At 69.8% G+C, this 22,617-nt stretch carries 20 protein-coding genes; 9 read left to right on the top strand and 11 right to left on the bottom strand.

Going from position 1 to position 22,617, the window contains the following annotated elements; all coding sequences use genetic code 11:
- The first annotated feature begins 1 nt into the window (after window position 1).
- Window positions 2-538: a GNAT family N-acetyltransferase gene (locus tag ABZ412_RS22470; RefSeq protein ID WP_357283151.1), complete on the top strand. Its 537-nt coding sequence runs from the start codon at window positions 2-4 to the stop codon at window positions 536-538.
- Here ABZ412_RS22470 and ABZ412_RS22465 read toward each other — a convergent pair.
- From ABZ412_RS22465 to zapE, 3 genes are all read right to left on the bottom strand, one after another.
- Complete coding sequence (locus ABZ412_RS22465; protein WP_357283150.1) at window positions 519-2,453, bottom strand: ABC-F family ATP-binding cassette domain-containing protein; 1,935 nt, start codon at window positions 2,451-2,453, stop codon at window positions 519-521. The genes ABZ412_RS22470 and ABZ412_RS22465 overlap by 20 nt on opposite strands.
- A gap of 308 nt (window positions 2,454-2,761) precedes the next feature.
- The gene (locus ABZ412_RS22460; protein WP_357283148.1) at window positions 2,762-3,565 is read right to left on the bottom strand and encodes a tyrosine-protein phosphatase; all 804 of its coding nucleotides are present in this window, start codon (window positions 3,563-3,565) and stop codon (window positions 2,762-2,764) included.
- Window positions 3,566-3,711: 146 nt separating this feature from the next.
- Complete coding sequence (gene zapE / locus ABZ412_RS22455) at window positions 3,712-4,734, bottom strand: cell division protein ZapE (protein ID WP_357283146.1); 1,023 nt, start codon at window positions 4,732-4,734, stop codon at window positions 3,712-3,714.
- A 209-nt stretch (window positions 4,735-4,943) separates the two neighbouring features.
- Between zapE and ABZ412_RS22450 the strand changes: the two genes are divergently transcribed.
- The 3 genes from ABZ412_RS22450 (at window position 4,944) to msrB (ending at window position 8,611) form a co-directional block, all read left to right on the top strand.
- A complete protein-coding gene (locus ABZ412_RS22450) occupies window positions 4,944-6,506 on the top strand; it encodes an alpha/beta hydrolase (RefSeq protein WP_357283145.1) in 1,563 nt (520 codons plus the stop codon).
- A gap of 356 nt (window positions 6,507-6,862) precedes the next feature.
- Window positions 6,863-8,149 carry a glycosyltransferase family 87 protein gene (locus tag ABZ412_RS22445; protein WP_357283144.1) on the top strand — a complete coding sequence of 429 codons (1,287 nt, stop codon included), beginning with the start codon at window positions 6,863-6,865 and terminating at the stop codon, window positions 8,147-8,149.
- A gap of 9 nt (window positions 8,150-8,158) precedes the next feature.
- Entirely contained in the window at window positions 8,159-8,611 is a 453-nt protein-coding gene (msrB, locus tag ABZ412_RS22440) for a peptide-methionine (R)-S-oxide reductase MsrB (RefSeq protein ID WP_357283142.1), read from the top strand.
- Window positions 8,612-8,613: 2 nt separating this feature from the next.
- Here the strand turns inward: msrB and ABZ412_RS22435 are convergent, their stop codons facing one another.
- From ABZ412_RS22435 to ABZ412_RS22420, 4 genes are all read right to left on the bottom strand, one after another.
- On the bottom strand, window positions 8,614-9,576 hold the full coding sequence (locus ABZ412_RS22435; protein WP_357283141.1) for an acyl-ACP desaturase: 963 nt from the start codon (window positions 9,574-9,576) through the stop codon (window positions 8,614-8,616).
- Window positions 9,577-9,628: 52 nt separating this feature from the next.
- Window positions 9,629-10,234 carry an alanine:cation symporter family protein gene (locus tag ABZ412_RS22430; RefSeq protein WP_357283139.1) on the bottom strand — a complete coding sequence of 202 codons (606 nt, stop codon included), beginning with the start codon at window positions 10,232-10,234 and terminating at the stop codon, window positions 9,629-9,631.
- Window positions 10,235-10,554: 320 nt separating this feature from the next.
- Window positions 10,555-11,250 (bottom strand): hydrogen peroxide-dependent heme synthase, encoded by a 696-nt coding sequence (gene hemQ / locus ABZ412_RS22425; RefSeq protein WP_357283138.1) that lies wholly within the window; start codon window positions 11,248-11,250, stop codon window positions 10,555-10,557.
- 60 nt (window positions 11,251-11,310) lie between these two features.
- Window positions 11,311-11,961 carry a TetR/AcrR family transcriptional regulator C-terminal domain-containing protein gene (locus ABZ412_RS22420; RefSeq protein ID WP_357283136.1) on the bottom strand — a complete coding sequence of 217 codons (651 nt, stop codon included), beginning with the start codon at window positions 11,959-11,961 and terminating at the stop codon, window positions 11,311-11,313.
- A gap of 121 nt (window positions 11,962-12,082) precedes the next feature.
- On the opposite strand from ABZ412_RS22420, the gene ABZ412_RS22415 reads away from it, so the two are divergent.
- Window positions 12,083-13,030 carry a serine/threonine dehydratase gene (locus ABZ412_RS22415; protein ID WP_357283135.1) on the top strand — a complete coding sequence of 316 codons (948 nt, stop codon included), beginning with the start codon at window positions 12,083-12,085 and terminating at the stop codon, window positions 13,028-13,030.
- A gap of 134 nt (window positions 13,031-13,164) precedes the next feature.
- On the opposite strand, the gene ABZ412_RS22410 is transcribed toward ABZ412_RS22415, so the two are convergent.
- Together ABZ412_RS22410 and hemE are read right to left on the bottom strand one after the other, a co-directional pair.
- Complete coding sequence (locus ABZ412_RS22410; RefSeq protein WP_357283134.1) at window positions 13,165-14,511, bottom strand: protoporphyrinogen oxidase; 1,347 nt, start codon at window positions 14,509-14,511, stop codon at window positions 13,165-13,167.
- A gap of 390 nt (window positions 14,512-14,901) precedes the next feature.
- The gene (gene hemE, locus ABZ412_RS22405; protein ID WP_357283133.1) at window positions 14,902-15,969 is read right to left on the bottom strand and encodes a uroporphyrinogen decarboxylase; all 1,068 of its coding nucleotides are present in this window, start codon (window positions 15,967-15,969) and stop codon (window positions 14,902-14,904) included.
- Between the two features lie 74 nt (window positions 15,970-16,043).
- On the opposite strand from hemE, the gene ABZ412_RS22400 reads away from it, so the two are divergent.
- From ABZ412_RS22400 to ABZ412_RS22385, 4 genes are all read left to right on the top strand, one after another.
- Entirely contained in the window at window positions 16,044-16,670 is a 627-nt protein-coding gene (locus ABZ412_RS22400; protein ID WP_357093771.1) for a DUF3000 domain-containing protein, read from the top strand.
- A 202-nt stretch (window positions 16,671-16,872) separates the two neighbouring features.
- A complete protein-coding gene (locus ABZ412_RS22395) occupies window positions 16,873-18,117 on the top strand; it encodes a ribonuclease D (protein WP_357283132.1) in 1,245 nt (414 codons plus the stop codon).
- A gap of 151 nt (window positions 18,118-18,268) precedes the next feature.
- Window positions 18,269-18,850, top strand: a complete 582-nt coding sequence (locus tag ABZ412_RS22390) for a hypothetical protein (RefSeq protein WP_357283131.1) — start codon at window positions 18,269-18,271, stop codon at window positions 18,848-18,850.
- Window positions 18,851-19,127: 277 nt separating this feature from the next.
- The gene (locus ABZ412_RS22385; protein WP_357283130.1) at window positions 19,128-19,664 is read left to right on the top strand and encodes a hypothetical protein; all 537 of its coding nucleotides are present in this window, start codon (window positions 19,128-19,130) and stop codon (window positions 19,662-19,664) included.
- 35 nt (window positions 19,665-19,699) lie between these two features.
- On the opposite strand, the gene ABZ412_RS22380 is transcribed toward ABZ412_RS22385, so the two are convergent.
- Window positions 19,700-20,503 (bottom strand): enoyl-CoA hydratase, encoded by an 804-nt coding sequence (locus ABZ412_RS22380; RefSeq protein ID WP_357093762.1) that lies wholly within the window; start codon window positions 20,501-20,503, stop codon window positions 19,700-19,702.
- A 139-nt stretch (window positions 20,504-20,642) separates the two neighbouring features.
- Window positions 20,643-22,601, bottom strand: coding sequence for a 1-deoxy-D-xylulose-5-phosphate synthase (gene dxs / locus ABZ412_RS22375; protein ID WP_357283128.1), 1,959 nt, complete (start codon window positions 22,599-22,601; stop codon window positions 20,643-20,645).
- Window positions 22,602-22,617: the final 16 nt, after the last annotated feature.

Raw genomic sequence — 22,617 nt, 5'->3', positions numbered from 1 at the left:
CATGAGCGACGCCGTAGCAATCGAACCGGCGGTCGCGGACGATGCCGACGAGCTTGCCGCCGTGGCCGCCGTGACCTTCCCGCTGGCCTGCCCGCCCGGATCGACACCGGAGGACATGGCGGCGTTCATCGCCGAGGTGCTGTCGGCGGACCGGTTCCGCGAGTACCACGACGACGGGGAGCGGTCGGTGCTCAAGGCGGTCCTGGACGAGAAGATCGTCGGCTACGCGCTGCTCAACGCGATGCCGCCCGCGAACCCCGACGTCGCAGCCGTCGTCACACATCGCCCGGTGACCGAGCTCAGCAAGATGTACGTGCTGCCGGGCCAGCACGGCAACGGGGTGTCCGCGGCCCTGATGCGCGCCGCCCTGGAGACGGCGCGCACCGCCGGCGACATCGCGGTGTGGCTGGGCGTGAACCAGGAGAACGTGCGCGCCCAGCGCTTCTACACCAAACACGGCTTCACCGTGGCGGGCACCAAGACCTTCACCGTCGGGAGCCGGCTCCACCACGACTACGTCATGCTGCACCGGTTCTGACCCGCCGCCCGCGAGCGGCGCCCGTACCGGTAACCGCCGATTCGGTATCGCCCGTGACCAATTCGACGTGGCGGCCCCGGAACCGCTGCCGCATACGGCGGTCGTGGGTGACCAGGACCACCGCGCCGGTGTAGCCGTCCAGCGCCTGTTCCAGATCCTCGACCAGGCTCGGGGACAGGTGGTTGGTCGGCTCGTCGAGCAGGAGCAGATCCACCGGATCGGTGACCAGCCGAGCCAATTCGACGCGGCGCCGCTGACCGTAGGACAGCTCGCCCAGCCGCAGGCCCAGGTCGGCCGGGCGGAACAGGCCCAGTGCCAGCAGCGTGTCGGCATGCTCGTCCGGATAGCCGGTACGGCCGGACGCGAACGCCTCCAGCACCGTTCGAGCCGCCGGACCCGCCGTGTCCTCCTGCCGCAGATGCCCGACCCGGCCGCGGACCGTGACCAGGCCCGAGTCGGCGGCCAGCTCACCGGCCAGCAGCCGCAGCAGCGTGGTCTTGCCCGCGCCATTGGGCCCGGTCACCAGCAGACGATCGGCCGCGCCGATCCGCAGCCCGTCCAGGCGCAGGCGGCCCTGCACCACAACCGAACTCACCTCAGCGACCGGTGGCAGCGCCCGACCCGGCAGCGCCGCAGCGCCGCGTGCCCGCGCCGCTTCCTGCGACACCGCTGGATCGAACGACGCCAGGGACTGCTGCGGCACCGCTGGATCCGGTGACGCCACGGACTCTTGCAGCACCACCGGATCTACCGACGACACCGGCTCCTGCGACGCCGCCGGATCAACCGGCAGCACAGACTCCCGCGGCAGCACGGACCCCGCCGGCAGCACCGCCTCCTGCGGCTGCGGCGCGGCCGGCGCACCCGGGAGGGCGAGATCGGCGGTGAAGCGGAGTGGATCCGGGGGTGGGGCGATGGGATTCGTCGTCAGGCGGGACACCCTTTCCTTGGCGTTGCGGATGCGGGATTGCGCGCCGTGGCCGCGGCTGCGGGTCCGGAAGGGACCCGCGGCGAAGACCGCCAGAGGGAGCTTGCGCGGAATCGCGTCCAGGCGTGCGACATTCGAATCCGCGAGGCGGCGGTTGCGGGACAGTTCGGCACGCCAGCGGTCGTGCTCCTGTTGCCGGCGGTGGCGTTCGGCGGCCTTGGCGGTGAGGTAGCCGGCGTAGCCGTTGCCGTGGCGGGTGACAGCGCCCGCGTCCACCTCGAGCACGATCTTGGTGATGCGCTCGAGGAAGACGCGGTCGTGGGTCACCGCGACCACCGTGCCGGAATGCTCCCGCAGGTGACGTTCCAGCCATTCGACCGCGCTGTCGTCGAGGTCGTTGGCGGGCTCGTCGAGCAGCAGCAGTTCCGGCGACGAGGCCAGGGTGGCCGCCAGCGCCAGCCGCCGCCGCTGACCGCCGGACAGCGTGCCCAGCAATCGATTTCGGTCCAGGTCCGGCAGGCCGAGGCCGTGCAGGGCCGCGTCCACCCGGGCGTCGACGGTGTAGCCGCCACGCGCCTCGAAGCGGGCCACCAGATCGGTGTACGCGTCGAGCCGCTTGCCGAGCGGACCCGGGGCGACGAGATCGGCTTCGGCCGTGCGCATCCGGGACTCCAGGTCCCGAAAATCGCTGAGCGCCAAGTCGATCGCATCGGCGACGGTCGCGGTGGGCGGGAGCTCCAAGGTTTGCGCCAGGTAGCCGATACCGCCCGCCGCCCGCACGACGACATCACCGTTGTCGGGCAGGTCACGACCGGCGATGAACCGCAACAGAGTCGACTTCCCGGCCCCGTTGTCGCCGACGATGCCGACCTTCTCACCGGGCCGGATGGACAGGCTCACCTCGTCGAGCACCACGCGATCGGCGTAGCGCTTGGTGACGCCGGACAGGCTCAGCTGGGATACCGCGGAGGGTTGGAGGGTAAGCACAGGGGTCTCCTGTTCTGGCTCGCGCACGAGCCGGATCGTTGGGGAACCCACGCGAGAATCGATCGCCGACAGGCGAATACGAGCCGCTGACCAGCGGATACGCGTGGGGAGGGAGTCGCGGCGGAGCAGGTGCTCAACGCCGCGACGCGATCACAAGAAAAGGAAACCGAAACCCATGAGGACTCGAACGGTAGCGGTGACGCGGCGGGGTCGTCAACCACTTTGATGTGGATCACAGACGGCGAGCGCCGGGCGGGATCACCCGCCCAGCGCTCGACCGTACTGCTCTCGAAGTGTGAAACGCCTTGTCAGGCCAGCAGTTTCACCTTCAGCGCGGCGATGTCCGCGTCGGTCAGCTTCAGCCCGTCGCGCACGTAGCCGTCGAAGCTGCCGTAGCTCTTGGTCGCCTGGTCGAAGGCCGAGTCCAGCGCCGAGGCGGTCACGCCGTTGAGCATGTCGCCGTCCTTGGCGCCGCGGTAGTAGTTCGACAGCAGGTAGTCGTAGTAGACCGTGTCCTTGTCCACGCCCAGGAGGGTCAGCAGCACCGCCGAGGTCCAGCCGGTGCGGTCCTTGCCCGCGGTGCAGTGGAACAGCACGCCGCCCGGGTTGTAGGCGATGTCGCGCAGCACGTTCGCGAAACCCTCGTTCGCGCCGGGCGCGGTGATGAAGGCGCGGTACAGATCGGTGCCCGCGGACAGGGTCGAGGCCATCACCTGCGGCGGGGCCTGGCCGATGATGTCGTCGTGGTGCTCGGTGGCCCCGGCGGGCACCTTGTCCCGACCCATCAACTGCTCGTAGCCGGTGCGCAGGTCGTGGATGGAGACCACATTGCCGGCGGCGAGTTTCGCCAGATCGGCGTCGGCGGCCTTGCTCAGCTCGCCGGTACGGAAGACCAGGCCGGTGCGCACGCTGTGGCCGTCGGTGGTGCGGTAGCCGCCCGCGTCCCGGACATTGAGCACACCGGTCAGGCCGAGGGCCCGGCTGTCGGTGTTGACCAGCACGCTGCTGGTGACGGCCGGCGGGTCGGCGGCGAAGGCGGGCGCCACCGAACCGAGGCTCGCGGACAGGGCGATGGTGACCGCCGCGGCGGCCTGAACAGCACGTTTACGCAAGGTGGTTCTCCCTTCCGGGGCCGAAAACCGTCTTCGGCCCGGTTTTGGCTGACCACCGAAACTTATTACCCGCGCAAACTATGAGAGCCACCGGGGTGCGCAAGCCCGGGATCTCCCCTGGAAATCCCGAGCCCACCGGAATCGGATCAGGCGTGCGCCGGAGCCTCGAAACGCGACAGCGCCAGCAGACGCGAGATCGCGCGCAGGTACTTCTTGCGGTAGCCGCCGTCGAGCATCTCCTGGGTGAAGATCTCGTCCAGCTTCGCGCCCGACACCGTCACCGGGGTCCCGGCGTCGTAGAGCCGGTCGGCGAGCACCACGATGCGCAACGCCACGGCCTGATCGGTGACCGGGTGCACGCCCGAGATGTAGACCGCCGACACGCCGTCGATCAGCGCGCCGTAACGCGACGGGTGCAGGGTGCTCAGGTGCTTCAGCAGCTCGTCGTAGTTGTCGAGCGTGGAATCCGGTGTGGCCGCGGCCCGTTCGACCAGCAGCTCCTGCGAGGTCGGCTCCGGGGCGGGCGGCAGATCGCGGTGCCGGTAGTCGGGGCCGTCCACGCGGATCGGCTCGAACAGCGAACCCAGCTTCTTGATCTCGCGCAGGAAGTCCTGCGCCGCGAAACGGCCCTCGCCCAGCTGGCCCGGCAGGGTGTTGGAGGTCGCCACCACCGACACGCCACGCGCGGTCAGCTCGGTCAGCAGCCGCGAGACCAGCATGGTGTCGCCCGGATCGTCGAGCTCGAACTCGTCGATGCACAGCACGCTGTTGGCCGACAGCCGCTCCACCGCGTTGTTGAAGCCCAGCGCGCCAACCAGATTGGTGAGCTCACCGAAGGTGCCGAACGACTTCGGGTTCGGCACGCTGTGGAAGATCGAGGCCAGCAGGTGGGTCTTGCCCACACCGAAGCCGCCGTCGAGATACAGGCCGATGCCCTGCACCGGCTTCTTCTTGCCGAACAGGCTCTTCTTGTCCGCGGCCTTGCGCAGCTTGGTGACCTGATCGGCGAACAGTTCGGCCTTCAGCACGGCCGCGGCCTGCGACGGTTCCTTGGGATCCGGGATGTAGGAACCGAAGCTCACCTCGTCGAAGGTGGGCGGCGGAACCATCTGGGCCACGAGCTGGTCGGCCGGAACCTCCGGGTGGCTGTCGACGAGGCGTTTCTGCACTGCGTCAGCGTAGATCCGGGCCCACGTGGGGCTTTATGCAGCATGTGCCGAATGCGATTCAGCTCACAGAACCCATCCGTGCCCGCACCCGGATCGCATCCCGCACCCGACGCGGATTGCATCCCGTACCCGACGCGGATTGCATCCGATGGCCAACGCGCCCGCACCCGAGGCTGAAACCGCGTGCCCGACCTGGCAGGCTGTAGCGCATGCGCTGGACTCGGGCCGCTCTGCTGGCGTCGACACTGACGGTATTGGTGACCACCGCCTGCGGGGCCGGGCCGTCCAACCGGCCCGCCGTCGCCGTGGAACACCCGCACCAGGCCGGAAACGCCCCCACCACCGCGCCCGCCGACACGCCCCCGCCCACACCCGAGGTGCCCAAGGCGGAATTGCAGTGGAAGGACTGCACCGCACCGACGTTCAGCCTGCTCTCGCTCGGCGCGCCGCCGCAGGGTCTGGTGCTCGAATGCGCCGAGTACACCGCGCAGATCGATATCGCGGGCAATGTGTCGGGCATCTTCAAGAACGCGGTGATGCGCGCCCGCTACGACCGGACACCCAAGGACGTGGCGCCGCTGGTGCTGACCTCCGGATCCGACCGGTCCTCCACCTCCACCCTGGCCGGACTCGCGGCCGGGCCCGCCAGCGCGCTGCTGGCCGCGCGGCCCATCATCGCGGTGGACCGGCGCGGCATCGGCAGCTCGGTGCCGGTCAGCTGCATGACCGACCCGCAACGCCGGGTGCTGGCCGACCAGGCCCAATTCACGCGCGGCACAACCGATCCCGTGGACGCCATGGCCACCGCCGGCCGCGAGGCCACCGTGGCCTGCCTGGACTTCCTGGCCCCGGGCCAGGGCCTCTACGACGCGCCGCACGCCGCCGACGACATCGAACAGCTGCGCAAGCAGTTGCAGGTCGACCACATCGCGCTGCTGGGCACCGGCACCGGCGCGAACGTGGCGCTGAACTACGCGCGCAAGTACGGACCGAAACTGGGCCGTCTGATCCTCGACTCACCCCAGGCCGTCGGGCTCGACGCCAATGGGCGCGCCGAGCAGAAGGTGAAGGGCCAGGAGGCCGCGCTCACCGCCTACGCGCAGCGTTGCGCCTCCCTGAACTGCTCGCTCGGCACCGATCCGCGCGCGACGGTCGTCGACCTCGCCAACCGGGCCGCCGCCGGGCAGCTGCCCGATCTGTCCGCCTCCGCGTTCGTGACCACGCTGAGTGGTTACCTCGGCGACTCCCGCGCCCAGGGCAACCAGCAGATCACCGAATTCGCCGACGCCCTGACCGCCCTCGGCAAGGGCGACCGCGGCCCGATCACCCCGTTCGTGCTGCGCGCCACCGCCGCGATCGCCACCGACGGCGAATTCGTCAACCGCTGCACCGACAATCACGAGCCCTCCACCCCTGGCAAGGCCAAGGAACTCGAAACCGCTTGGGCCACCCACTATCCGGTGTTCGGCAAGGTCGCGGCCATCGACCTGATGGCCTGCTCGGCCTGGCCCGCCGCCACCCCCATGGCACTGCCCGACAAGCTCACCCTTCCGGTGCTGGTCATCGGCGGCAGCGCCGACCCGGTCACCGGCCAGGACGGGCGCCCCACCGTGACCGGTGCCCTCGGCACCGCGGGAGCCCGCACCGCCACCGTCGTCTGGCAGGGCTGGGGCCACCCGACCTTCGCCCACTCCGGCTGCGCCCAGCAGTCCCTCGCCGACTACCTGAAGGAAGGAAAGCTCCCCGCCGACGGCACCGCGTGCCCCGCCTGACACCGCGGCCGCGCGCCTTCGCGGGCTCGAGAACAGGGACCGGCAACCTCCATCGACCAGGGCCGACCGCGCCGGCGACGACCCGGCGGCTGTCCCTCAGCGGCGGCCGACACCCTGGTCCGGCAAGGCCGACCTTCGCGACGATGGCTGCGTCGAGCTGTCCCTCCGTAGGCCAACGCGACCACTGATCTCGCAACGGTCGGGGTAACTCCCCGGGTACGCCCAGAATCGGTTCGGCTCCCAGCCGCCGGCACGGATGCGAAACCGGCGACGGGACCCGAGCCGCCCGCTGAATATTCGGGGAGGCGGGGGAGTCGGCGCATGTGTGACGCGGGGATTCGGTGTACCGTGCCCGAGTGTTCCTTCGCCAGCTCGAGCCCCGCACCGCTCGCACCACATCCGAAGTACTGAACTTCGCCCTGTGGCCGTTCGCGATACTCACGGTGCTGAACCGGGTGTTCATCAAGGCTGTCAACGGGTTCATCACCGACGACTTCCGTCCGGTGTACAACGCCTCGCTGGCGTTCCTCAACCACCACGCCATCTACGGTGAGAACTACGACACCACCGACCCCCACTACCTGTACCCGCCGAGCGGGACGCTGCTGATCTCGCCGCTGGCCATCCTGGACCCGGAGAAGTCGCGGTGGGGGTTCATCCTGGTCAACGCGATCGCGATCCTGCTGGCCTGGTACCTGCTGCTCAAGCTGTTCGACTACTCGCTGAAGTCGGTGGCCGCGCCCGCGCTGCTGCTGGGCATGTTCGCCTCCGAGACGGTCACGAACACGCTGGTGTTCACCAACGTCAACGGTTGCCTGTTCCTGTCGATGATGGTGTTCATCCACCTGATCCTGAAGCGCCAAGACCTGTGGGCGGGCGTGGCGCTCGGCCTGGCGATCGCGGTCAAGGGGCCGCTGCTGGCGCCGCTGCTGCTGATCGCGCTGGCCCGCGGGCAGTGGAAGGTGTTCATCACCGCGCTCGGAATCCCGGTCGCGCTCAATCTGATCGCGTGGCCGCTGATCGTCGACTTCGACCAGTTCTGGTCGCACACGCTGCCCTACCTGACCGAGTCGCGCGACTACTTCAACAGCGCGATCGTCGGCAACGGCGCCTACTACGGCGTCGCCGACTGGCTGGTCTGGGTCATCCGGATCGCCATGGCCGCCATCGTGGCGCTCACCCTGTGGCTGTTGTACCGCTACTACCGCGAGGACGAGGTGTTCTTCGTGTGCACCTCGGCGGGCATCATGATCACCGCGACCCTGCTGCTCGGCTCGCTGGGCCAGATGTACTACTCGATGTACCTGTTCCCGCTGCTGATGACCGTGGTGCTCCCCAACTCGGTGATGCGCAACTGGCCCGCGTGGGTCGCGGTGTTCGGGTTCATGTCCTACGACAAGTGGCTCTCCGACCGCTGGCAGCACCCCGGCCGCGTGGTCGAGTACCTGCGCACCACCTTCGGCTGGGGCCTGCTGCTCATCGTCGCGTTCTGCGTCCTCGGTGATCGCTACCTGGCCGCCAAGCGCGAGGGCCGGCTGCGGGTCGGCAAGTCCCTGGACCCGGCCTGGATGCACCCCGAGTGGGTCGCCACCGAACCGGAACCGGTCGTCGCGCCACGGACCAAGGCGGGCGCGGCGTACTAGCGTGGAGCCATGAGTTCCGACGCCGAACCCACCCCGACCGCCCTGCCGGTCCCGCGCATCCAGCTCACCCCGCAGGAATGGCGCACCAAACTGACCCCCGACGAATACCGCGTCCTGCGCGAAGCGGGCACCGAGCGGGCGTTCACGGGCGAATACACCGACACCGAGACCGAGGGCGTCTACTCCTGCCGGGCCTGCGGGGCCGAATTGTTCCGCAGCACCGAGAAATTCCATTCGCACTGCGGCTGGCCGTCGTTCTTCGACCCGGCCGAGTCGGACGCGGTGGTGCTGGTGGAGGACGACTCTCTGGGCATGCGGCGCGTCGAGGTGCTGTGCGCCAACTGCCACAGTCACCTGGGGCACGTGTTCGAGGGCGAGGGTTACCCCACGCCCACGGACAAGCGCTACTGCATCAACTCCCTCTCACTGCGACTGCAGCCCGCGGAGGGCTCCACCAGCTGAACTCACCGGCTGGCGGCGAGACTGCTCTCGGCCTTGGCCGCTTCCCGCGCCAGGATGCGGGCCCGCTGTTCCTCGAAACGGATGACGTCCTTCTCGAGGTTCTCCATGTACAGGCCCAGTTCCTCCCGGGCCTTCTCGCCGCGCGCGGTGAAGTCGTCGCGCTCGAAGATCTTCCAGATCTTCAGCACGGGCCACAGGACCTCGTCGAGGTGCTGCCGTAAGTCGTAGATGCCGTGCTTGACCATGAGTACGCCGTTGCGACGCCAGTTCGGCATGCCGTGGCCCGGCATCGCGAAGTTCATCACCACCGAGTTGATGCATTCGATGGCCTGATCCGGGGCGAGGTCGATCGCGGCCCCCGCGACATTGCGGTAGAAGATCATGTGCAGGTTCTCGTCCGCGGCGATGCGGGCGAGCAGGCGGTCACAGACCGGGTCTTCGCACACGCGGCCGGTGCTGCGGTGGCTGACGCGGGTGGCGAGCTCCTGGAAGGTGACATAGGCGACCTGGTCCATCACCCCGCCGAAGCCCTGGGGCGCGTGCACGCCGCGGGTCATGTGCACCATCCGGTCGTGCTCGAGCGCCACCGGATCGACCGCACGGGTGACGACCAGGTAGTCGCGCATGGCGATGCCGTGGCGGTTCTCCTCGGCCGTCCAGCGGCCCACCCAGGTGCCCCACGCGCCGTCCATCGAGAAGTTCTCGGCGATGGTGCGGTGGTAGGACGGAAGATTGTCCTCGGTGAGCAGATTGGTGATCATCGCGACCTTGGCGACCTCCGAGAGCCTGGATTGCCCGGGCTCCCAATCGGTTCCGCCCATCGCGGCGAAGTTGTAGCCCTCGTCCCACGGAATGTAATCGTGCGGATTCCACTCCTTGGCGATGGCAAGGTGCCGATCGATATTCTGGCCGACGACCGGTTCCAATTCGGTCAGCAGCTCGAGTTGCGTCAATTCTTTCGCCATGCAAAGCCCTCCGATGTCGGTAGAGACAAACTTGCAGACCAATCGAACGCGCTCACAGTAGTCTGTCGGGCTCCAATACCGACTGCCGCATCGGCGAGTCCTGCCAGCATTCGACACCCGACGGGTCCGCTATATCCGAGTTGTGCACATATACCGGATCTTTCCCGGCCCGCCGCCGCCGCTGATAGTCGTCCAGGAGCCGGAACGCGATGGCGGACAGCGGAATGATCGCGGCCAGATTGACCAGCGCCATCACGCCCATGAACACATCGGCGAGATTCCACACCAGGGTCAGTGACCCCAGCGCACCGCCGAATACGGCCAGCAGCACCAGCATTCGATAACCGGGCAGCACCGGCCGGCTGGTGGTCAGGAATTCGACATCGGCCTCCCCGTAGTAGTAATTGCCGATCAGGGAACCGAACACGAGCATCGCCACGATCACCGTCAACGCGTGACCCGACCACGCGCCGCGGGTGTCCTCGAGCGCGCTCTGGGTGAGGTCGGCGCCGCGGCGCTCCGACAACTCCGGATTCGTGGTGAGGATGATGAACGCGGTGATCGAGCAGATCAGCAGCGTGTCGAAGAAGACGCCCAGCGACCGCACCAGGTACGCGGGGCCGCCGCGGAACGCGATCGCGCACCTTGAAGGCGTCATTGCTGTCGACGATCGCGGAGTCGAGGGTGTCCACCCATTGAGGCTATCGACCGGCAACTGCCGGATGTGGCTTCTCGAGCCCGGCCAGTCGCGATGTGCCGCGGGGAGCACGTGTTCGAGGGCGAGGGGTGTCCCGCGCCCGCAAACAAGCGCTACCGCGTCGAACCGACGCCGCGCGGGCCACACCCCTCGGGCGGCACAGGCGGATCGGGTCGCAGAAACTCTATGGGGCGGGCCCGATGTCGCGCATGCCCCGAATTCTGCGGGCAGGCAGCGGGTTACCGTGCGGCAACAACCGCCGCGGCAACCCGCCGAACACGTCAGGGCAGCGCGTTGATCAGCTGCTCGAGCTCCACGCGCGGACCGGTGAAGAACGGAATCTCCTCGCGCACATGCCGGCGCGCCTCGGTGGCGCGCAGATCGCGCATCAGGTCCACGATGCGGTGCAGCTCCGGGGCCTCGAACGCGAGAATCCACTCGTAGTCGCCCAGGGCGAAGGACGCGACCGTATTGGCGCGCACGTCCGGGTAGTCACGGGCGGCCTTGCCGTGGTCGGCGAGCATCTTGCGACGCTCCTCGTCGGGCAGCAGGTACCAGTCGTAGGAGCGCACGAACGGGTACACGCAGATGTAGTTGCCCGCCTCCTCGCCCGCCAGGAACGCGGGGATGTGGGACTTGTTGAACTCGGCCGGGCGGTGCAGGGCGGCCTGGCTCCACACCGGGTTCGAGATCTGGCCCAGCTCGGTGACACGACGGAAATCGGAGTACGCGGCCTGCAGATCCTCGATCTTCTCCGCGTGCCACCAGATCATGAAGTCGGCGTCGGCGCGCAGACCGGCGACGTCGTAGATGCCGCGCACCACGACACCGCGCTCCTCGAGCGACTCGAAGAAGGCCGTGGCCTCCTTGATCGCCGCCGCCCGGTTCTCACCGAGCTCGCCGGGCTCCACCTGGAACACCGAGAACATGAGGTAGCGGATGGTGTCGTTGAGGGCCTTGAAGTCGAGTCGCGCCATGGCCCCCATCGTGCCACTGCACCTCCGACGGCCCGGAATCGGGCAGGACGGACAGCGGATTCAGCGGGCGGTAGCCGCCCAGGAGGCGATCATGCGGCGCAGGCCGTCATGGAAGACGGCGTCACTGGTGAGCAATTCGGTGACGGTGTCCAGATGGGTTGTCATGATCGGGAATTCATCGGGATCCAGGGCGGCCAGACGGCCCCGGGTGGCGAGCTGGGTGGGTTTGCGGTCGCGGAACTCGACCAGGCTCGCGCAGCCCAGCGTGTAGAGGTAGCACTCGCGGTAGGCGAAGAACGACTGCTCCGGGGTCAGGCCGAGCGAGATGTTGTCGGCCAGTTGCGGTTCGGTGAGCCGGGCCAGGATGCGCCTGCCCACCCACGGGCGCGGGCCGCGCAGCATGATCAGGCCCGGATAGGCGGTGAGCAGGTCGTACCAGGCCGAGAAACGGCGCTCGGTGGACTCCGACCAGTCGCCGGAGCCGGGCGCAACCTCGGGTAGGTCCAGGGCCAGGACGTCCGCCACGAGTTCGACCAGGCCGCTGAAATCGCCGCCGCCGCGGCGCACCACGGTAGTGTGCGAGACCCGCAGATGCGCGGCGATGGTGCGGAAACTCAGCTCGCTCGCGCCTCGGGATTCGATGATCTCCAGCCCCGCGCGGGCGATCGCCTCGGGAGTCGCCTCGGCCAGCGACTGGGAGTTCCTGGGCATATATCCATCGTAAGTTACAGTGTAACAAGGGGGTCGATCGGCCCGGGGGTTCCCGCAGGCCGTGCGCGCGGAACGACGTGCCCGACCGCAAATCCGACCAGATCGAGCGAAAAGAGCGCACGTGCAGTTGACCCATGCCGACGTGACAGCCGCGGCCGAACGGATCGCCGGACACACCCGGCCCGTCGTGCTGGCCCGGGCGGACACCGAGACGGTGCCGGTGGCCGGGGACATCTGGCTGGCGCTCGAACACATGCAGTACACGGGCAGTTTCAAGGCGCGGGGAGCCGCGAATTTCGTGCTGGCGCACCGGGCGCAGGGTCTGCTGCCGAGGGTCGGCATCACCCTGGCCTCCGGCGGGAACGCGGGCGTGGCGGGAGCGTGGGCGGCGCGACTGGTGGACTCCAGCGCCACGGTGTTCCTGCCCGACGCCACCCCCGCCGTCAAACTGGCTCGACTCCGGACACACGGCGCGCAGGTGCTGTGCGGCAACGGCGGATACGCCGAGGCGGCCGCCGAATGCGAGCGGTTCGCGGCGGTCAGCGGGGCGCTACGCTCCCACGCCTACGACGACCCGTACATCGCGGCGGGCGCGGGGACGCTCCTGGAGGAGATCATCGCCCAGCTCCCGGACCTCGACACCGTGCTGGTCGCGGTCGGTGGAGGCGGGCTGCTCGCCGGAATCACGGTGTCCGCCAACCATCACGGCGTGCGGGTGGTCGCCGTCGAACCCGAGAACTGCCGCGCCTTCAACGCCGCCCTCGCCGCCGGGGCACCCGTCGACGTCGACATCGACTCCGTCGCCGCCGACTCCCTGGGCGCGCGCCGCGTCACCCCCATCGCCCTGTCCGCCGCCGCCGCAGGCGACGTCCGGTCGGTCCTGGTCACCGACGAGCAGATCGCCTCCGCCCGCCAAACCCTGTGGGACACTCGGCGACTCGCCGTCGAACACGGCGCCGCGACCGCCCTGGCCGCGCTGCACTCCGGCGCCTACGTCCCCTCGCCCGGCGAGAAGGTGGCGGTCGTCGTGTGCGGCGCGAACACCGACCCGGCCGACCTCGTCGCATGATGACATTCGACCGGCGCTGACACCGCCGGCGCACCACCGGGCGCGCTCGGCGGATATCCAGTGGCGCAGGCCATTCTCAGCGGCGCGCCGGTACGGCCGAGCGGGGATCCAGCCGCCGAGGATCAGGGCGCGCCTCAGGCCAGGTGGGCGGCGATGCGGGCGGCGGCCTTGCTGCCGCTGGCGGCGCAGGCCGGGACACCGACGCCGTCGAGGTAGGCGCCCGCGAGGGCCAGGCCGGGGAGATCCGTTGTGGTGGAACGCAGGTCGAGGATGCGGGTGACGTGGCCGGGGGCGTACTGCGGCAGGCCGCCGGGCCAGCGTTGGACGACCGCGTGCAGGGGGCGGATGTCGGCGCCGGTGACGGTGGCGAGGTCCTCGACGGCGGCGGTGGTGAGGGCGGCGTCGGACCAGGACTGGGTGGAGTCGTCGCCGAAGCGGCCGAAGGAGGCGCGGACCAGGGCCACCTCCCGGGTGGCGAGGTGGGGCCATTTGCGACTGGAGAGGGTGAAGGCCTTGGCGCGCAAGGGTTCACCGGTGGCGACGAGAATGCCGGAGTTGTCCGGCAGAGCCGTGTCGGCGGGGAGGGCCAGGGCGACCACGGCCGAGGAGGCGAGTTCGATACCGGCGGCCAGGTCGGCGGCGTCGGGGGCCACCTCGCGCAGGAGGCGCGCGGTCACGGGGGCGGGGGTCGCGAGCACGACCGCGTCCACCTCGCCGATCGGGTCCAGCTGCCAGCCGGTCGCGGTGCGGGTGAGACGGGTTGCGGCGGTGCCGGTTTCGGACTTCACGTCGGCGGCGGCGCGCAGGGCGTCGAGCAGGACGCGGTAGCCGTCACGGATGCCGCCGAACACCGGGGCGGTGCTCGGGGGCGGGAGGGCCGCGGAGACGGCCTGGGTCAGGCTGGTCGCGCCCCGATCCAGGGCCGCGGCCAGGGTGGGCAGGGCGGCGCGCACGCCGATCGAATTCGCCAGGCCCGCATAGACTCCGCCGAGCAGCGGGTCGACGCTGCGACGCACCACCTGCTCGCCGAAACGGTCACCGACCAGGTCCCCCACCGAGACATCCGCGCCCGGCTTCCAGCGCAGCGGCCGCGAGGGCTCCGCCTCGACCTGGGCCAGGGTGTCCGCATCCACCAGCCCCGCAAGCGATTCCGGTGTGGCGGGGATGCCCATCAGGGTGCGTTCGGGCAGGCGATGCCCGGTCCCCTCCGACCACACCAGGGGCCGCTTCCCGGCCGGGAACACGAGCTGATCCTCGATCCCCAATTCCCGCATCAATTCGGGGATCTCGGGCCGTCGTCCCACGAACGCCTCGGCCCCCAGATCCACCGGGTCCCCGTCGATGTCGACGGTCCGCAGAATCCCCCCGACGCGGTCGCGCTCCTCGACGAGCACCAGTTCCGCCGACTCCCCCAGGGCCTGCCGCAGCCGGTACGCGGCCACCAGCCCGCTGATCCCGCCACCGACCACCGCGACCCGCATCGACCACTCCTCGTCCGCTCGTCACCGCCGCGAACACACGGCTCGCAGCGCGCGACCCGGACCTCGACGTCGAGCCGCTCCGACGCCAAACCTACTCCCGCCGCCCGGCCCGCCCCGCGTCGGTGCCACGTCCGCGAGCCTGTTCCCGTGCCCTGGCGGACCCGTACGCGCCAACCAGGACCGGGCCTCGTCATCGCGCGGGAGCGTCCGACGGATCATCCACCCGACCGGCCCGCTGTGACCGTACGAGCACGCCCGAGCGATCTCGCCGGACGGATCTTCGACACGACGACGGCGTATGGCGACAGCGGCCGGACCGGCTCGCCCACACGCTCGTGGGTGCCGCGCCCGCGCCGCCCGAGAGCAGCACTCAGGCCCGCGCCGCCGGCGTCAGAGCGGGGTGGGGAGGCTGTGGATCAGGGCGACGGTGTCGGTGATGACCGACGGGTCGGTGTTGGGGAGGACGCCGTGGCCCAGGTTGAAGATGTGACCCTTCGCACCGAGGGTGATCGCCTCGTCGGCCTCGCGGGCGATGCGGCGGACCTCGGCGTCGATGGCCGCCGGTCCGGAGAAGAGGACGGCCGGATCCAGGTTGCCCTGCAAAGCTTTTCCGGGGCCGACACGGCGGGCGGCCTCGTTCAGCGGGATCCGCCAGTCGACGCCGACCACATCGGCGCCCGCTTCGCCCATGGCGCCCAGCAGTTCTCCGGTGCCGACACCGAAGTGGATGCGCGGCACGCCGGCGTCGGCGATCTCGGTGAAGACCCGTTCCGAGTGCGGCATAACGTATTCGCGGTACTGGGCCAGCGACAGCGCGCCCGCCCACGAGTCGAACAGCTGCACCGCGTCCACGCCCGCGGCGATCTGCGCGCGCAGGAATTCGATGGTGATGTCGGTGAGCACGCCCAGCAGCTGGTGCCAGGTGTCGGGATCGGCGAGCATCATCGCCTTGGTGCGCTCGTGGTTCTTGCTGGGCCCGCCCTCGACCAGGTACGACGCCAAAGTGAACGGGGCACCGGCGAATCCGATGAGCGGGGTCTCGCCCAGGGCGTCGAGCAGCAGCTTCACGCCCGCGGTGACCGCGCCCACGTCCTCGGGGCGCAGCCGCGGCAGGGCGCGCACGTCGGCGACGGTGCGCACCGGGTCGGCCACGACGGGGCCGACACCGGCCACGATGTCGAGGTCGATGCCCGCGGCCTTGAGCGGAACCACGATGTCGGAGAACAGGATTGCCGCGTCGACCTGATGGCGGCGGACCGGCTGCATGGTGATCTCACACACCAGTTCCGGGTCGAAACACGATTCCAGCATGCCGATTCCGGCACGCACCTCCCGGTACTCGGGGAGGGACCGACCGGCCTGTCGCATGAACCACACCGGACGCCGATGCGGCACGCCACCGGTGGCGGCGGCGAGGAACGGGGCATCGGTCAGCTGGCGGCGGGCGTGAGTAGTCATCGCCGCCCATCGTAAAGGGGCGCGGCGGCGCGCCTCGCACTGCTGGGTGCCCGAGAGGTCTACGGTTGCGTTTCGTGACACCGCTCGACTTCCGCGATGGCGCTGCCCCGACCCCGGAGCCCGAAGAACCAGCCCGGTTCCGCGCCGCGGTCGAGGCCATGGGAACCGCATCAGTGCATCCCCGCATCGAACTCGCACCGATCCGCCCGCCCCAGCGCCTGGCGCCGTACTCCTACGCCCTCGGCGCGGAAGTCACGCGACCCGACAGCAATGTGGTGCCCGTCGACTCCGACGGCGACGCGTTCGGCCGCCTGATCCTGCTGCACGACCCGGCCGGGCAGGACGCCTGGCACGGCGTGTTCCGCTTGGTCGCGTACTGCCAGGCCGATATCGACTCCGCCCTCGCCGCCGACCCCCTGCTGCCCGAGGTGGCGTGGAGCTGGCTGGTCGACGCGCTCGACTCGCGCACCCCGTTCACCGCCCTGGGCGGCACGGTGACCGCCACCAGCTCGGTCCGCTACGGCGACATCGCCGGGCCGCCGCGCGCCCACCAGCTCGAGGTACGGGCCTCCTGGACCGTCACCGACACCAACCTGCGCCCGCACGTGGAGGCGTTCTGCGAGGTGCTGGCCTACGCGGCCGGGCTGCCGCCCGCCGGGGTCACCCGTCTGGACGTGCGCCGGGGCGAGGGCACCGAGTAATTGCGGCCCCGGTCGCGCCCACCGATCGCCGAATTCCCGCCCGTCGGGGCGGGAAACCCCCTCTCGCCTGCGAGAACATCTGTACTGCAACGAAATCGACAGCCGGTGAGTACGATTCCCCATGGCCCGACGCAGTGTCACGGCCGGTCGTTTCACCGACGTGACGCGGCTCGCCCTTGCCCAACCCGTAGAGTTCAAGACCATGTCCGTACCAGATGAACCCGAAGCCACTGCCGCGGTACCGTTGCTCGCGCCAGTGGACGGTGTACCGCCGGTACTGGACTCTGCCGCCGAAGTAGCCGCGGCCGCCCGCCGCCTCGCCGCCGGCACCGGCCCGCTCGCGGTCGACGCCGAGCGTGCCTCCGGCTTCCGCTACTCCAATCGCGCCTACCTGATCCAGCTGCGCCGCGAGGGCGCCGGGAGCTTCCTCATCGACCCCATCCCGGTCGACGGCGACCTGGCCCCGCTCGCGGACGCCATCAACGGCCTGGAATGGGTGCTGCACTCCGCCGACCAGGACCTGCCCGGGCTCGCCGAGCTGGGGCTGTACCCGGCCGAACTGTTCGACACCGAACTGGGCGGACGCCTGGCCGGATACGAGCGGGTCGGGCTGGCCGCCATGGTGGAGAAGCTGCTGGGCCGCGAACTGAAGAAGGGCCACGGCGCGGCCGACTGGTCCACCCGCCCGCTGCCCGACGACTGGCTGAACTACGCCGCCCTCGACGTCGAGTTACTGCTCGAACTGCGCGCCGCCGTCGCCGCCGACCTGTCCGACCAGGGCAAATCCGAGTGGGCCGCACAGGAATTCGAGCATGTCCGCACCGCCGAGCCCGCCGGCCCCAAGGCCGACCGCTGGCGGCGCACCTCCGGCATCCACACCCTGCGCCGCACCCGCCAGCTCGCCATCGTCCGCGAACTATGGACGACCCGCGACCGCCTGGCCCGCCTGCGCGACGTGGCCCCGGCCCGCATCCTCCCCGACTCGGCCATCGTCTCCGCCGCCACCAGCGAGCCCAAGACCATCGCCGCCCTGCGCGCCCTGCCGATCTTCGGCGGCCCCCGCCAGCGCCGCTACTCCCGCGAATGGCTCGGCGCCGTCGAACGCGCCCGCGCCCTCCCCGACACCGAGCTCCCCCCGCTCACCCAGCCCTTCGACGGGCCGCCCCCGGTCAACCGCTGGGAACGCCGCGACCCGGCCGCCGCCGCCCGCCTGCAACGCGCCCGCGCCGCCATGACCGAACTCTCCACCGAGGTCGCGGTCCCCGTCGAGAACCTCCTCACCCCCGACCTGCTCCGCCGCATGTGCTGGGACGGCCTCCCCAAATCCGTCACCAACGGCGAGGCCCCGACCCTCATCGAGGACTTCCTGTCCGCCGGCGGCGCCCGCCCCTGGCAGCGCGCCCTGACCGTGCCGCGCCTCAGCGAAGCCCTCTACCCGAAGGCGTAGCGGCGGCCGCGGCCGAGCCGCCTCCCCGCCCCCGGCCCTGTGGCCCAAAGAAGTTGGGGCACATCGGTTTTCCGCTTCCTTCTCATCGCCTAGGGCGCGCGGGATAGATTCTGCCGACCCCACACCCAGGGGATGCAGAAGGAGCTCACGAATGGCGAACAAGAACCGGACCCTGCGACATATCGGCTGGGGCGCAACGACTTTGGTAATCGGCGCTACGGTCACCGCGCTGACCGCGCCCAGCGCCGCGGCGGACGTCGGTCCGGTGCGGGTGCTGGCTTGTCCGTCGGACCCGGTGGCATCGACACCATGCGTGACACCGGGGTCGTATGTCGTGGGACAGGCCTACACGATTTCTACGTCGTACGGGATCTCCTACGGATGGGACGGGGTGCAGACCAACACCTTCGTGGATGCCTTCGACAACGGAGCGTGCGTCGCGGGCACCACGGCGACCGACATCGACGGGATCCACAACTACACGCACATCACCTGGGTTCCGGCCACCCCGGGAACGCACAAGATCCGCGTGGTTCAGGGCTCCGACTTCGCCGACACCACCGTGACCGTCGTCGCCGCGCCGCCAGGTTCGACCAGCGTCACGCCGCCCGCGCAGGCCGCTTGCCACGGGGACGGCACGATCTCCGGCAGCGCGGCGCTCCCCAAGATCGTCATCGGTCCCAGCTCGGGCAGCTCGCAGCTGTTCCCGACCGGTAGCGCCAGCCGCCGGTGATCCGTCCCTCGGCTCGGCAGGGAGCCGAGGGATCCGGCCGTCGCTCAGTCCAGGAAGTTGGGTGGGCGGCGGTCGCGGCGGGCGCGGACGGCCTCGTCGAAGTCGGAGCCCTGGCGGTGCCACGGTTGAGCGACGCGCTCTACCCGAAGGCCTGACCCCAGCACTGCGGCCCTGAGAAGTCGGGGCACAGCTGTTTTCTGAAATGAACGGCTTCCATATTTGGTGCGCGTTAGATTCTGTCGACCCCGAGACCGGGGTTCGAACCAGGAGTCCACGCATGCACATCACACCACGTACCCTGCGCCACATCCGCTGGGGCGCAACCACTCTGGCCCTGGCCGCGACCATCAGCGCGCTGGCCGCGCCCGCCGAGGCGGCAGAGGTCGGCCCGATCCAGGTCGGTGGCTGCCCCGGGCCGACCTGCGTGACGTCCTACCACGTCGGCGATACGTACATGATCTGGTCGCCGGTCAACGACGGCCTGTACGGGAGCGTCGATGTGTACTTCTACGACAACGGGCAGTGCATCGGCCATACCCCCACGCCCAGCGGCCAAGGGACCCTCGGTGGCGGCGGGGCCTACCTCAACTGGGTTCCGGCCACCACCGGCACTCACAAGATCACCGTGCAGCAGGGCATCGAGTCCTCGGACGTGACGGTGACCGTGGTCGCCGCCACCACGCCGGGTCCCGCACCGGAGCCGCCGCACGGTGATTGCAGCGGCGCGGGACTGATCGGAACCGGCAGCGGCTTGGCCCACACCGGCAGCTCGGTCATCGCGCCCCTGATCCAGTCCCTCTCGGCAGGGCGCTGAGGGACCGCCGCCGCTCACCGATTTCCGGGGAGTTCTCAGTCCAGGAAGTTGGGTGGGCGGCGGTCGCGGCGGGCGCGGACGGCCTCGTCGAAGTTCTCGGTGGTGAGACGGACGTAGAGCTGGGCCATGCCCTCGGTCTGCATGTGGGATTCGAAGCTGCCCGCCTCCAGGCCGCTCCACAGCAGGCGCTTGGTGAGTTCGCCGCCGCTGCGGCTCCAGCGCAGGATCTGGTCGGCGGTGTCGTAGGCGGCCTCGAGGAGTTTGTCGCCGGGGACGACACGGGAGACGATGCCGATGCGCTCGGCTTCGGCGGCGTCGACGTCGCGACCGGTCAGCATGATCTCGAAGGCGCGGGTCGAGCCGATGGCGCGCGGAAGCGTGTAGCTGATGCCGAGTTCGGCGGCGGTGAGACCGTTGTTGATGCCCGCGGCGCGGAAGTACGCGTCCTCCGAGGCGATCCGGATATCGGTCCCCATGGCCAGGCAGAAGCCGCCGCCGATGGCCGCGCCGTTGATGGCGCTGATCACCGGCTGGTGCATGCGCTTGATCGTGAGCATCACATTGTCGAGCAGTTCCATCGAGCGGCGGCCGATGGTGGTGCGCGTCAAGCCCTCTACACCCGGCACCTTGCCCGCGTGCTGCAGATCCGCGCCCGAGCAGAAGCCGTGCCCGGCGCCGGTGAGCACGACCACGCGCACCTCGTTGTCGGCGGAGACCTCCTCGAGGGCCTCGCGCAGCGGCACCATGACATCGAACGCCATGGCGTTCATCCGCTCCGGCCGATTCAACGTGACCAGCGCGATCTGGGGACGCGGCTTCTCGACCAGCACAAACGACATCCGAACTCCTGACCAGAAAACTGTAACCTGTTACAGAATCTACGCGAGTAGTCCAGCTCCGCCTAGAAAAACGGACCCGCGATCCGAGGATCGCGGGTCCGTGAGCTGCGAGCCGGTCACCCGGCGTCGGTCCGCCCGGCTACTCGACGGCCGGCAACAGCGCTTCGGCGAGATCATCACCGGAGGCCGTCAGGTCGCCTGTCGACACCGCACCGAGCCAGCCGTGCACGCGCTGCGCCACCTCACCGGGCACCAAGCCCAGATCCTGGTGGATCTTGCCGCGCGCGGAATGGTCCAGGAAGAGCTGCGGCACACCGAGATCGCGGGCGGGCACGTCGACACCCGCGCCGCGCAGCCGCGCGGACACCGTCGAACCGATACCGCCGTGCAGACCCGAATCCTCCAGGGTGACCACGAGCCGGTGGTTCCCGGCCAGCTTCACCAGCGTGTCCGAGACCGGCAGCACCCAGCGCGGGTCGACCACCGTCACCGAAACACCCTCGGCCGCCAGCAGATCCGCGACCTCCAGGGCGAGCCCGGCGAACGCGCCGACCGCCACCAGCAGCACATCGGCGTGCACCGTGTACGCGTCGTCACCCGTCTCGGGCAGGCGCAGCACGTCGACACCCTCGAACCGTTCGACCGCCTCGATCTCCTCGACGGCAGCGCCCTTGGGGAAGCGGATCGCGGTGGGCCCGTCACTGATGTGCAGGGCCTCCCCCAGCTCCTCGCGCAGGCGCACCGCGTCACGCGGCGCCGCGACCCGGATGCCGGGCACGATGCCCAGCACCGACAGGTCCCACATGCCGTTGTGCGAGGCGCCGTCGTCACCGGTGATGCCGGCGCGGTCGAGCACCAGCGTCACCGGGAGCTTGAGCAGCGCCACATCCATGAGCAGCTGGTCGAAGGCGCGGTTGAGGAAGGTGGAGTAGATGGCCACCACCGGGTGCAGACCACCCAGGGCCATGCCGGCCGCGGAGGTCATGGCGTGCTGTTCGGCGATGCCGACGTCGAACATGCGGTCCGGGAAGCGGTTTCCGAACGGGGTCAAACCGGTCGGTCCGGGCATGGCGGCGGTGATCGCCACGATGTCGTCCCGCTGCTCGGCCTGTGCGATCAGCTCCGAGGAGAACACCGAGGTCCAGCTCGGCCCGGACGGGCCGCCCACCGGCACACCGGTCTCCGGATCGATCCGGTTGATGGCGTGCATCTGATCGGCCTCGTGATCCTCGGCCGGTTTGTACCCGCGACCCTTCTGCGTCACCGCGTGCACGATGACCGGACCGCCGAAGTCCTTGGCGCGACGCAGCGCCGCCTCCAGCTGGACCTGATCGTGCCCGTCGACCGGGCCCACATACTTCACCCCGAGATCGCTGAACAGCTCCTGCGGGGCGACCGCGTCCTTGATGCCGGTCTTGATGGCGTGCAGCATCGAGTACGCCGAATCGCCCACGCGCGGAATGCTCTGCACGATCCGCTTGGTGGCGTCGAGCGCGTGCTCGTAGGCGGGCTGGGTGCGCAGACCCGCGAGCCGCTCGGCCAGACCGCCGATGGTCGGCGCGTAGGAACGGCCGTTGTCGTTGACCACCACGATGACCGAGCGCTCCTGCCCGGCGGCGATATTGTTCAACGCCTCCCAGCACATGCCGCCGGTGAGCGCGCCGTCACCGACCACCGCGACCACGTGCCGCTTCTGCCGGGTCAGCGCGAACGCCTTGGCCAGCCCGTCCGCGTAGGACAGCGAGGCCGACGCATGCGAGGACTCCACCCAGTCGTGGGCGCTCTCGGCGCGGCACGGATACCCCGACAGCCCGCCTTCCTTGCGCAGCGTGTCGAACCCGTCCTTGCGGCCGGTGAGGATCTTGTGCACGTAGGCCTGATGCCCGGTGTCGAAGATGATCGGGTCGGCAGGCGAGTCGAAGACCCGGTGCAACGCGATGGTCAGCTCCACGACGCCGAGATTCGGCCCGAGGTGCCCGCCGGTGACGGCGACCTTGCGCACCAGGAACTCGCGAATCTCCTCGGCCAGCTCCTGCAACTCCGGTACCGACAGCCGGCGCAGATCCTCGGGCATGTCGACCCGGGAAAGCACTCCCACGGCTATTGCTCCCTCC

The organism is Nocardia sp. NPDC005746, assembly GCF_040630785.1.
In the GTDB taxonomy this organism is placed as follows: Bacteria; Actinomycetota; Actinomycetes; order Mycobacteriales; family Mycobacteriaceae; genus Nocardia.
The sequence above is the reverse complement of the archived record's forward strand: the minus strand, read 5'-3'. Positions and strand labels throughout refer to the sequence as shown.